The organism is Donghicola tyrosinivorans, assembly GCF_003003355.1.
GTDB lineage: Bacteria > Pseudomonadota > Alphaproteobacteria > Rhodobacterales > Rhodobacteraceae > Donghicola > Donghicola tyrosinivorans.
This window is the reverse complement of the sequence record NZ_PVTQ01000008.1, coordinates 204967-215916: the sequence shown is the minus strand read 5'-3', so window position 1 is coordinate 215916 and position 10950 is coordinate 204967. Positions and strand designations below refer to the sequence as shown.

Annotated in this window: 11 protein-coding genes; 4 read left to right on the top strand and 7 right to left on the bottom strand. The window is 61.4% G+C overall.

Annotated elements, in window-relative coordinates; translation table 11 throughout:
- Positions 1-311 (bottom strand): aldehyde dehydrogenase family protein (locus tag CLV74_RS12970; RefSeq protein ID WP_146134953.1); only part of this gene is annotated, 311 nt, incomplete at its 3' end.
- A gap of 169 nt (positions 312-480) precedes the next feature.
- Between CLV74_RS12970 and CLV74_RS12965 the strand changes: the two genes are divergently transcribed.
- The 3 genes from CLV74_RS12965 (at position 481) to CLV74_RS12955 (ending at position 3398) form a co-directional block, all read left to right on the top strand.
- Entirely contained in the window at positions 481-1746 is a 1266-nt protein-coding gene (locus CLV74_RS12965; protein ID WP_106265432.1) for a hypothetical protein, read from the top strand.
- A 149-nt stretch (positions 1747-1895) separates the two neighbouring features.
- On the top strand, positions 1896-3002 hold the full coding sequence (gene hppD / locus CLV74_RS12960) for a 4-hydroxyphenylpyruvate dioxygenase (RefSeq protein ID WP_106265430.1): 1107 nt from the start codon (positions 1896-1898) through the stop codon (positions 3000-3002).
- Between the two features lie 3 nt (positions 3003-3005).
- On the top strand, positions 3006-3398 hold the full coding sequence (locus CLV74_RS12955) for a Rieske (2Fe-2S) protein (protein ID WP_106265428.1): 393 nt from the start codon (positions 3006-3008) through the stop codon (positions 3396-3398).
- Between the two features lie 62 nt (positions 3399-3460).
- Here the strand turns inward: CLV74_RS12955 and CLV74_RS12950 are convergent, their stop codons facing one another.
- From CLV74_RS12950 to CLV74_RS12930, 5 genes are all read right to left on the bottom strand, one after another.
- Complete coding sequence (locus tag CLV74_RS12950; RefSeq protein ID WP_106265426.1) at positions 3461-4744, bottom strand: TRAP transporter large permease; 1284 nt, start codon at positions 4742-4744, stop codon at positions 3461-3463.
- Position 4745: 1 nt separating this feature from the next.
- Complete coding sequence (locus CLV74_RS12945) at positions 4746-5267, bottom strand: TRAP transporter small permease (protein WP_170108046.1); 522 nt, start codon at positions 5265-5267, stop codon at positions 4746-4748.
- Between the two features lie 18 nt (positions 5268-5285).
- On the bottom strand, positions 5286-6284 hold the full coding sequence (gene dctP, locus CLV74_RS12940; RefSeq protein WP_245888542.1) for a TRAP transporter substrate-binding protein DctP: 999 nt from the start codon (positions 6282-6284) through the stop codon (positions 5286-5288).
- Positions 6285-6377: 93 nt separating this feature from the next.
- Positions 6378-7316 carry a hydroxymethylglutaryl-CoA lyase gene (locus CLV74_RS12935; RefSeq protein WP_106265422.1) on the bottom strand — a complete coding sequence of 313 codons (939 nt, stop codon included), beginning with the start codon at positions 7314-7316 and terminating at the stop codon, positions 6378-6380.
- Positions 7316-8458 carry a CaiB/BaiF CoA transferase family protein gene (locus CLV74_RS12930; RefSeq protein WP_106265420.1) on the bottom strand — a complete coding sequence of 381 codons (1143 nt, stop codon included), beginning with the start codon at positions 8456-8458 and terminating at the stop codon, positions 7316-7318. Before CLV74_RS12930 ends, CLV74_RS12935 begins: the two co-directional genes overlap by 1 nt.
- A 103-nt stretch (positions 8459-8561) precedes the next feature.
- Between CLV74_RS12930 and CLV74_RS12925 the strand changes: the two genes are divergently transcribed.
- A complete protein-coding gene (locus tag CLV74_RS12925; RefSeq protein ID WP_106265418.1) occupies positions 8562-9497 on the top strand; it encodes a LysR family transcriptional regulator in 936 nt (311 codons plus the stop codon).
- Here the strand turns inward: CLV74_RS12925 and CLV74_RS12920 are convergent.
- Entirely contained in the window at positions 9494-10942 is a 1449-nt protein-coding gene (locus tag CLV74_RS12920; protein ID WP_106265416.1) for an FAD-binding oxidoreductase, read from the bottom strand. The genes CLV74_RS12925 and CLV74_RS12920 overlap by 4 nt on opposite strands.
- Positions 10943-10950: the final 8 nt, after the last annotated feature.

The window sequence follows — 10950 nt, the reverse complement described above, 5'->3', positions numbered from 1 at the left end:
GTGCGGCCACGCTCGCCCTGCAGGCGGGCTTCGGGAAGGCCGGTTTCCTGCGTGCCGATCTGGGTGATGGCCTCGGCGCGGGCCTCGATCTGGTCGGCGATGGCGTTCAGGAAGTCGGCGCGTTGCTGGCGGGTGGTATAGCCGTAGGTCCAGAAGGCCTGTTCAGCAGCCTCACAGGCTTGGTTCACCAGATCGGGGGTGCCGACGGAAAAGCTGTGGACGGGGCCATGGGCGGGTTCCGATTGGAAGGTGACGTCCGAGGCGATCCAGTCACCTGCGATCAGGTGCTTGCCGTGGGGGGTGAAGCTCATGGGATGTCCTTTTGTCATGGGGTTTTGGCATCAGGGGCGCCAGTGCCTTGATAGCGAAGGGGGGGCAAAGCGCTGTCATATGTTCGGGCCGCAAGGCATAGGATTTATCACCGACGGATCAGGGCTTTGACTGCGTAAAATCCATGAAAGACACGCAAAAGGCCGCCCCATGATCACTCGCCGTACATTTGTTTCCTGCCTTACCGCCCTTGGCAGCCTGACCCTGACGACCCCCGTTTTCGCCGCAGGGAACGGGCCGCAAAAGGCCATAGCGATCACCAAGGTCTACGGCGACGGGCAACGGTTCATCGCCATTGCACTGACTTACGCGGCACCCGTCGCGGCCAGCGATCTGGAGGCCAGCGCCTTTACCGTTGAGGGGCGTACTGTGACGGACGTCTATCCCGCCAGCTCCGTTGATCCGTCGGATCGGGCGGATGCGGGGCCGGTGGTGATCATCGCCCTGTCGCCCGAGGATGCGGGCGCGATGCTGAAAATCGCGCAAGAGCGGCCCGCGGGCGGGCGGCCCGAATGGTCGGTCGGCGATCCGATGGAGTCGGCGCCTCAGTGGGCCTCGCCTGAGGGCAATGTCGCGGCCCAAGGCATCCAGATTGCCACCAGCGACGTGGTCAATCTGATCGTGGACCAGTTCCAGCAGCGCGTCTGGGAAGACCCGAAAACCGGCGATACCCTGCCCTATAACCTGTTCATTCCCGCAGGTTATGACCCTGCCAAGTCCTATCCGCTGGTCAACTTTATGCATGATGCGGGCAACAGCAGCAGCAATCCCTTGGCCACGTTGAAACAGGGTTTGGGTGCGGTCTCTTGGGCCTCGTCCGAGGATCAGGCGCACCGCCCCGCCTTTGTTCTGGCCCCCCAGTTCGCCGAGATCGTGACCAGCGACAGCAGCCAGACCTCATCCATGCTGGATACCACGCTGAACCTGATCACCGCTTTAACGCAAGAGTTCAGCATTGACCCCGCGCGCCTTTATACCACCGGCCAATCGGGGGGCGGGATGCTCTCGATTGCGATGAACATCAAATATCCCGACTTTTTCGCAGCCAGTTTTCTGGTCGCTTGCCAGTGGGATCCGGCATTGGTCGCGCCCATGGCGGGCAATCGGCTGTTTATTCTGGTGTCCGAGGATGACGCCAAGGCCTTCCCCGGTCAGAACGCCATCACAGCGGCGCTGGAAAGCCACGGGGCGAAAGTGGCCCGCGCGGTCTGGGACGGGCGTTGGTCGGCGGACCAATTCCAGTTCGCTTTTGACGATCTGATCGCGGAAGAGGCGAACGTGAACTACGTCGCCTTGGTCAAAGGCAGCGTGATCCCCGAAGGAGCTGACACCGGCGGGGCAGCGGGACACATCAACACATGGCCCATCGCCTATAACATCGCCCCCATCCGCAAGTGGCTATTGGAAGGCGCGTGAGCCTTCGAAAACCAAGAACGTTGCATTTGAAATTAAATTCTTTTCATTTGAAACGATCGGCGCTACCCTGAGCCTGCATAAAGCCCGCGGGCCGGGTAATCATATAGGCGTGGAGGGCACGTGAGCCACGCATGATTAGGGAGGAGACCATGGGTCCTTTTCCACACGATGCGCCAAAAGCGAAAATCGATGAATTGAACGTGGCCGGAACCGACGGGTTCGAATTCGTGGAATTCGCGCACCCCGAAGCTGGCAAGCTGGAAGCCCTGTTCGAACAGATGGGCTTTCAGGAAGTGGCGCGTCACAAGACCAAAGACATCTCTTTGTACCGTCAGGGCGATGTGAACTATATCGTCAACCGCGAACCCGACACCCATGCGGCGCGTTTTGTGGCCGATCACGGCCCTTGCGCCCCCGCGATGGCGTGGCGCGTGGTGAATGCACAGCACGCGCTGAAATGCGCGCTGGACTATGGCGCCAAGGAATACACCGGCGATGACAAGACGCTGGATGCGCCTGCGGTGATCGGGATTGGCGGCTCGCTGCTGTATTTCATCGACACCTACGGCGCCGGTCAGTCGTGCTATTCGCGCGATTTCCAGTGGCTGGGAGAGGTGAACCCCAAACCCAAGGGCGCGGGCTTTTACTATCTGGACCACCTGACCCACAACGTTCAGCGCGGGAACATGTCCACGTGGTATGACTTCTACGCCAAGGCCTTCAACTTCCGTGAAATCCGGTATTTCGACATCAAGGGCAAGCAGACGGGCCTGTTTTCGCGGGCGCTGACCTCGCCCGATGGCAAGATCCGCATTCCGATCAACGAAAGCGCCGATGAGAACAGCCAGATCGAAGAATATCTGCGCGAATACAAAGGCGAAGGCATCCAGCATATCGCGGTCGCAACCGAGAGCATCTATGACTCGGTCGACGAGATTTCCGCCAACGGGATCGAGTTTATGCCTGCACCGCCTGCCACCTACTACCAGATGTCCCACCGCCGCGTGCAGGGCCATCAGGAACCGCTGGACCGGATGATGAAACACGGCATCCTGATCGACGGCGAAGGTGTGGTGGATGGCGGCACAACCCGCGTTCTGCTGCAAATCTTCTCGAAAACCGTGATCGGGCCGATCTTCTTCGAATTCATCCAGCGCAAAGGCGATGACGGCTTTGGCGAGGGGAACTTCAAGGCGCTGTTCGAGTCCATTGAGGCCGACCAGATCGAGCGCGGCGTTTTGAAGGTCGAGGCCTGATCCATGACCACAGACCAGAGCGGACCTGACCGGTCCGGCAACTGGCAAACATACCCCTCGGCGCCAGTCGGGGGGTCTTTCGTTTGCCGCGCCAGCGATGTGCCCGACGGGGGCAGTTTCTCGGTGGATCTGGCGGGGTTCCCGATCCTGCTGGCCCGCCAGACCGGCCTGTTGGTGGCCTATGTGAACGCCTGCCCGCATCAGTTCCTGCCACTGGATTACCGCAGCAATCAGGTGATCTCGGCCGATGGGGCGCTGCTGCGCTGCTCGGTCCATGAGGCGGGGTTCGATCTGCGCACGGGGCTTGGGGTTGAAGGGCCGGGGTCAGACTGTGCGCTGGACCCTGTGCCGGTGCAGCAGACACCGGACGGGGACATCGTAATCGCACCCCTCTAAATGAAAACGCCTACCCCTTTTGACGGGGGCAGGCGTTCTGGTTTTTGAGGGGTCTATTGGCGCTATTTGTTGTAGCCAGCGCTATCGGGCAGCCATGTGGCCAGTTCAGGGAAGATCATCAGGATCACCAGACCCAGCAGCATCAGCACCACATAAGGCGCCGCGCCTTTGACGACCTCGGCCAAGGGGGAATCCGTGATCCCTTTGATCACAAACAGGTTCATCCCGACGGGCGGCGTGATCATTGCAAGCTCAAGGTTGATCATCAGCATCACCCCGTACCAAACCAGATTGATGTCCAACGAAATGATCGTGGGCAGCAGGATCGGCGTGGTGATCAGGATGATCGCGATGGCGTCAAAGAACATACCCATCACGAACAGCATCAGCATAACGATGATCATGAACCCCACATGCCCCAGACCTGCGGCGGCGACGGCCTCGGTGATGCCGACGGGCAGACGGATGATGGTAATCGCATAGCCAAAGACATGGGCCGCCGCGATAATCGCAAACACCATCATCGAGGTCCGCGTGGTGTCCCGCAGCGCAAGCCACAGATCAGAAAGGCCAAAGTTCCGGTAGACCACGACTGCCACCACGATGGCATAAAGACAGCCGACTGCCGCCGCCTCGCTGGCGGTAAAGACGCCGGTGTAGATGCCACCAAGCACCACGGGCGGGGCCAGCAAAGCCCAGATGGATTTGCGCAGGGCGCGGGTGATGTTAGCCATTCCGGCAAAGGCGGGTCTATCCGCCCCAAGAGCCGTGGCCGAGACCATCGCATAGACCGAAAAGATCGCCGCCAGCATCAGGCCGGGAATGATCCCCGCCAGAAACAGCGCCCCGATCGAGGCCTCGGAGACCACCGCGTAAAGGATCATCGGGCCAGAGGGCGGGATCAGGATGCCCAAGGTGCCACCTGCCGCCACGATCCCCAAGGCGGCGCGACGCGGATAGCCGAAACGCTCCATCTGCGGGATGGCGCTAGAGCCCACGGACAGGGCCGTCGCCACGGATGAGCCGGAGATCGCGGCAAAGATCGTGCAGGCCACCACGGTGGCCACGGACAGACCGCCACGAATATGGCCAAGCATCGTGTGGGCCATGTCGTAAAGATCATCAATGATCTTGGCCCGCAGCATCACCTGCGCCATCAGCACGAACAGCGGGATCGCCACAAGGATGGATTTGTTCAGACTGGCAAAGATAGGGTCCGACACCGACCCGATCCCGCCTTCAAAGACGATCAGGATCGCAGTTCCCGCCAGCCCAAGGGCCGCAAAGATCGGGATACCCGTCAACAGCAGCAGGATAAGGCCGCCAAAAATCAGTAAAGCCGTCATCTCAGTCCCTCTGGAATAGACGGCTAATCAGCCGCGTCAGGGCAAACAGCCCCATCAAGCCCGCACCCACCAGTACAGGCACCTGCGGCACCCACGTCTGGATCTGGATCGCGCCCGACGAATAAGACCCGAAAAGCCGCGCAAAGCTGATGGACTCATAGGTGCTGATCCCCACCACCAGCGCAAAAAGCAGCACGCAGAAATCACTCCAGATCCAGCGCAGGCGGTTCCAACCACCCTTCAGCTTGTCCGCCACCATATCGATCGCGATATGGGTGCCGTTGCGATAGGCCTCGGTCAGACCCAGCATCACGAAAGCCACCAGCAGATACCCCAGCAGCTGATCGGCCCAGACCAGAGGCTGGTTCACGAAATAACGCATAACAATCGCGCAGGCCGTCAACACCAGAAGGACCAGAACCAACAGCGCACTGATGGCCCCGCACAGGCGCACCAAGGGCGTCAGTACCCGTTCTAAAAGAGGGACGGCCTGCGCCGTCCCATGTTCTGTTTGTTTTTCCATCATGCCGATCCGCAGCGCTTATTGCGCACGCAGCTTGTCGATCAGACCATGCAGTTCTTCAACATCTTCCTTAGGTGCGGTGAAGGCATTCAGGAAGGCGGGATACATGATCTCTTGCAGGGCCGCATTCTCGGCATCGGTCAGGCGGTAGACCGAGACACCCTTTTCCTCAAGTTGCTTGGGATAGGTGGCCTCGCCCTCTTCGGCGACCTTGACCGCTGTTGCAGCAGCCTCGGCACCGGCCTGACGCAGCGCCTCTTTGGCGGTGTCCGAAAGGCCCGCGTAGAATTTGGCGTTGGTGTAGCCGTGGAAGTAGACCGAGATCGCCGGAATGATGCTGAAGTGGTCCTGCACCTCATAGTATTTCCGCGAAACGGTCGAATCCACGCCCGCCATCGCCCCATCAATCACGCCGGTGGCAAGGGATTCATAGACCTCGCTGCCGGGGGTGGACACGGGCGCGGCCCCCAGCGCCTCAAGCGAGGCGTTGAACGCAGGCATCAGACCGCGGATCTTCATGCCTTTGAAATCTTCGGGCGCGGCCAGAAACTTGCCGTTCGAGCTAAAGGCCGAGTCCCGCGTCTGGAAAATCCACGCCACGTTCTCTAGCCCTTTTTCGCGCAGCTTGCCTTCAAGGAATTGCGCGGCCTCTGACCCGTACCAGTTCCGCCAGATGTTGATGTCCGAGAAGGCGAACGGCTCTAGCGAGACGCCCATGATCGGCATGGTCTTGCCCCAGACAAAGGGGACCGAGAAGGCGCATTCGATGTCACCCTTGGCCACAGACAGGATCGCGTCATTCGCGCCAACCAGACTGTCAGCGGGGAACAGCTGCACGTCAATCTCGCCGCCCGACAGGGTTTCGACCTGCGTGGCCCAAGTGTCGATGATCTGGGCAACAGGGTGTTGCGGCGGCAACTGGTGGGCGCAGCGCATGGCGGTTTCGGCACTGGCAGCGGTGCCCATGCCTAGCGTCATCAATGCGCCCATCGCGGTCATCAGCAGTCTGGATTTCATGGTGTTCTCCTCCCTAGAGACAATCGTTATTTTATGTGTGCGATGCAATGCGGCCCCCTCTTCCCTATCGGGCCGCAAAACTGCGGACGGGCGTCACGCCCGCCATTCAAACTGGGGCGGTCCTGATCGTGCCAAAGCGCCGCTTAGCGCCTCATCAGGCAGGGCCTCGGCCAGCAGTCCGCGAATGTCGATCAGTTTTTCCAGATCGATGCCTGTGCCGAAGCCCTTGGTTTCACACAGATAAACCAGATCTTCCAACACCACATTGCCACTGGCACCGGGCGCAAAGGGGCAGCCCCCCAATCCGGCAAGCGAGGCATCCAGAACGCGGCATCCCGCATCCAGCGCCGCTGCCGCATTGGCGATGCCCATGCCCCGCGTATCGTGCAGATGCACCACGTAAGGCAGATCACCGATCCGCTGCTGCATCCGCTTGCAAAGGGACGCGATCTGGCGCGGTCCCGCATAGCCCACGGTGTCGGCCAGCCCGACCATATGCACGCCCGCCTCAAAACAGCGATCTACCATCGCCATCACCGCATCTTCCGGCACATGACCAGAGATCGAGCAGCCAAAGGCCGTGGCGATCCCCACATTGATGATCGTGTCGCGGCCTGCCTCATTGCGCAGGCGGACCACATTGGCGATCTCGGTCAGGCTTTGCTCCTGCGTCCGGCGGACGTTTGCCTCATTGTGGGCAGCACTGGCCGAGACGACGACGGTGATCTCGGGCACCGAGGTTGCCAAAGCGTCCGTCGCCCCGCGCTGGTTCAAGGCCAGCGCCACGCCGTGGGCACCGTGCCGGTCAACGGCGGCGATCACATCGCGCACATCGGCAAAGCGCGGCACCTTATCGGCGGGAAGGAACGAGCCCACCTCAAAATACCGCAAACCTGCTGCAAAGGCACGATCCACCCAGTCGATCTTTTGCGCGGTCGTGGGCCATGTCTTGGTCAGTTGCAGACCATCGCGCAGACCCACTTCCCGCAGGGCAACGCGGCCTTTGGGGTAGGCTGTGTAGACGTCCACCATCACTTGGCCGCCCCCAACGCACCCAGAATTTCACCGTTGTGCTGACCGACCGAAGGAATATCCACACTGGCCGAGACCACCGGCGCGCCGTCCATCTCCAGCGGCAAGGCTGGGGCGCGGAAGTCCTTTTTGTCCGCGTAATGCGAGGTGAACAGCCCGCCGGGCCGGTTCACATGGGGATCGTCATACATCTCGACCGGACGGGCGACGGGGGCGAACAGCAGGTCGTTCTGCTCCATCACGCGAACCATATCTTCATAGCTGTGCTGCGCAATCACCGCCGCGATCTGCGGCAAGGTCACATCGCGGGCCGCAATCTGGGCACTGCGGGTTTGCAGTTCGGGATCGGCCAGCAGATGCTCTAGCCCCAGCGCCTTGCACAGCTTGTCCCACTGGCCATCCGTTGCCGCGCCCACGAAAATCTGGCGGCCATCGCGGGTGGGGAACAGATCATACACCGGCCACGAAAAGACGCGTTCGGGTAGCGGCGGGCTTTCGGTCCCTTCGATATCGAACTGCACCATGTGTTGGGCGACCAGCAGCAGACAGTTTTCGAAAAGACCCGAGCGGATCGCACTGCCTTGCCCGGTTTTGCCCCGCTGGATCAGCGCGGCCAGCACACCGAACGCAGTAAACAAACCGCCCATAATATCATTGGCCGAGGACCCGATCCGCAAGGGGCGCCCCGTGGGACCGGTCATATAGGCCATGCCGGTCATCATCTGGACGACCTCATCCATGGCGGCGCGATGCTCATAAGGGCCTTTCAGAAACCCTTTGCATGAGGCGACGATCAGCGACGGATTGCTCTGGCGCAGCTGCGCGGGGGCCAGCCCCATCTTGGCCAGTGTCTCATCGCGAAAATTCTCGACAAAGACATCGGCGGTCTTCAGCAGGGCATGGACCTTGGCCAGATCGCCGCTGTCCTTGGTGTTCAGGGTGACGGACTTTTTGCCTCTGTTGAAGGTCGGGAAAAACCCCGCGCCCATACCGGTCAGATTGCGGGTCTTGTCGCCTTCGGGCGGCTCGATCTTGATGACTTCCGCGCCGAGGAACCCCAGAAACATGCCGGTCGATGGTCCCATGACCATGTGGCTCATTTCGACAACGCGAATGCCCTCAAGTGGTCGTGCCTGTGTCATCCCGTCCTCCCAATCGGATTGCTTTGAATGGTTATGGCGGGTAATGATCTGTCTTAAAATTATATCCTTTAGAAGGAAGCATTCTGGATGTTAGAACGCTGACATGGATACACGGCAACTTCGATATTTCGTGGCGGTTTGCCAGTTCCGGAACCTGTCCCACGCGGCAGACCACTGCAACACCGCCGCCTCGGCCCTGAGCCATCACATCGCCAGCCTTGAGGCTGAGCTTGAGACCAAGCTGTTCCAGCGCAAACCTCGTGGGATGGAGCCGACCGCCGCTGGCCTGAAACTGCTGGCCCATGCGCAGTCGATCCTGACCGCCTTCGAGACCGCCACATCCGAGCTAAAGCACGGTCAGGCCGAGATTTCCGGCAACATCGCAATCGGGATGCCCTATTCGGTGATCAAGGTGATCGGCGGCAAGCTGATGCGCCGCGTGATCGAGGATTACCCCCGCGTGCGCCTCTTGATCCAAGAGGGGTTCTCTGGCGTCAGCTATGAGACCTTGCGCAATTCCGGCGTTGAGGCGGCGCTGATTTTCAACCCGCCCTCGGATTCGCTGACCCAGCGCACAGCCATTCTGGAAGAGGAACTCTATTGCATCGGCAGCCCCGCCATTCTGGGTCATGAAGGCGGGCCGATCCGGTTCTACGACATGACCGAATTGCCGATGGCGCTGCTGAAAAGCGGCACGCTTTCGCGGGCGCTGATCGACCGGCCCGCCGAACTGGCCAAGCTAGAGGCAAGCGCGCGCATCCAGTTGGCCTCGATCGCCGGATCTATAAGTGCCATGAAAGAGGGGCTGGCCTGCACCCTTGCCCCCAAGGTTCTGGTGGGCAGCGAACTGGCCTCGGGCGCGTTGGTGGCCCGCAAGGTCATCGACCCCAGCCCCATGCGCACCATGTATATGGTCACCGCTCTAGAGACGCGGCCCACATTCCTGTTGGAGACCATGATCGCCCTGATCACCGAACTGGTTGTCGCGGCAGTGCAAGAGGGCCACTGGGAAGGGGCGCGTCTGATTGAGGGGCGCTAGGACTGGTCCATCGGGATCAGTTTCGCCGGATTCATCAGGTTTTCAGGGTCCAGCGCCCGTTTCACCGCCCGCATGGCCTCAAGCTGTGCGGGGGTTTTCAGCTGGCGCATCAGGTCCAGCTTGGACTGGCCGATCCCGTGTTCAGCCGAGAATGATCCCCCCGCCGCTTGCAGCCGGTCAAAGATCAGCGCCTTGGCCTTGGCCAGCGGCAGGCTTTCCCAATCCTGCCCTTCCGCAGCCGACAGGGTGTAATGCAGGTTTCCGTCGCCCAGATGGCCCACAGTCAGGGTGGCAAAGCCCATCTCGGCCACGGCCTGATCCATCTCGGCCACAAAGGGCGCGATCTTGTTCAGGGGCAGCGAGATATCGGTGAAATAGGCCGGTCCATTGTGCATGACCCCTTCCAGCGCGGATTCCCGCAGGTGCCAGAGGTCCAGCCGCTGCTGTTCGGTCTGCGCGATCATGGCATCCGGCAAAGCGCCCTCTTCCATCAGGGCTTCCAGCAGACCCAGCACATCCTCTTCCAAGCGCGACCCGCCGCCTTCGGCCTCGGCGGCGTCGGCATCGCGGGACGAGGCGACTTCGAAGAAGATGCCGGTCTCGGGCAGGGTGTCCAAAGGCGCGCGGACATCGGGGAAAGCCCGCTGGATGGCGGCGATCATAGGCTTGGGCATGTATTCGAACGCCTCAACCGCACCGCCGGTCCGGTCTTGCATGCGGTTCAGAAGGGACGGCGCATGGGCCAGATCCTCAAGCGCCAAGAACCCCGCCACGCGCACCTTAGGCGCGGGGGCCAGTTTAAAGACCGCCGCCGTGATGATCCCCAGCGTGCCTTCCGCCCCGATCAACAGATGCCGCAGATCATAGCCCGTGTTGTCCTTGCGCAGCCCGTGCAGCGCACTGATGACCGAGCCGTCAGGCATCACGGCCTCGATCCCCACGCACAGCTCCCGCGTGGTGCCGTAGCGCACCACGTTCGAGCCGCCCGCGTTCGTCGCCAGCGCCCCACCGATGGTGCAACTGCCCTTGGCCCCGAAGGTCAGGGGAAACACCAGACCTTGCTCTAGGGCCGCATTCTGCGCGGTCTCAAGGATCACGCCAGCCTCAAGCGTCATGGTGCGGGCGTCGGTGTCCACCGTGCGGATGGCGTTCATCCGCTCCAACGACAGGACAACGCTGCGCCCGTCCAGCGGCACGCCGCCGCCTGCCAAGCCCGTGCGCCCCCCTTGCGGGACCACGGCGATGCCAGCCTCCACGCACAGCCGCACCAGTTGCGCGACTTCATCAGTGCTGCGCGGACGCAGCACGGCGATGGCGCTGCCCTGATACTGCCCTGTCCAATCACGCAGGTAAGAGGCCATGTCGGCCTCGGCACTCAGCACACCAGCGGGGCCGGTGATCTGTTGGCACTGGGTCAGGAAGGCATCAAGGTTTGGGCGCGTCATAGGGTGTC

What these genes read in the sequence shown, in the direction of transcription:
- CLV74_RS12955 (WP_106265428.1), top strand. Translation starts at nt 3,006, where the DNA reads ATGACCACAGACCAGAGCGGACCTGACCGGTCCGGCAACTGGCAAACA.
- CLV74_RS12925 (WP_106265418.1), top strand. Translation starts at nt 8,562, where the DNA reads ATGGATACACGGCAACTTCGATATTTCGTGGCGGTTTGCCAGTTCCGG.
- CLV74_RS12930 (WP_106265420.1), bottom strand. Translation starts at nt 8,458, where the DNA reads ATGACACAGGCACGACCACTTGAGGGCATTCGCGTTGTCGAAATGAGC.
- dctP (WP_245888542.1), bottom strand. Translation starts at nt 6,284, where the DNA reads ATGAAATCCAGACTGCTGATGACCGCGATGGGCGCATTGATGACGCTA.
- CLV74_RS12945 (WP_170108046.1), bottom strand. Translation starts at nt 5,267, where the DNA reads ATGGAAAAACAAACAGAACATGGGACGGCGCAGGCCGTCCCTCTTTTA.
- hppD (WP_106265430.1), top strand. Translation starts at nt 1,896, where the DNA reads ATGGGTCCTTTTCCACACGATGCGCCAAAAGCGAAAATCGATGAATTG.
- CLV74_RS12935 (WP_106265422.1), bottom strand. Translation starts at nt 7,316, where the DNA reads ATGGTGGACGTCTACACAGCCTACCCCAAAGGCCGCGTTGCCCTGCGG.
- CLV74_RS12920 (WP_106265416.1), bottom strand. Translation starts at nt 10,942, where the DNA reads ATGACGCGCCCAAACCTTGATGCCTTCCTGACCCAGTGCCAACAGATC.
- CLV74_RS12965 (WP_106265432.1), top strand. Translation starts at nt 481, where the DNA reads ATGATCACTCGCCGTACATTTGTTTCCTGCCTTACCGCCCTTGGCAGC.
- CLV74_RS12950 (WP_106265426.1), bottom strand. Translation starts at nt 4,744, where the DNA reads ATGACGGCTTTACTGATTTTTGGCGGCCTTATCCTGCTGCTGTTGACG.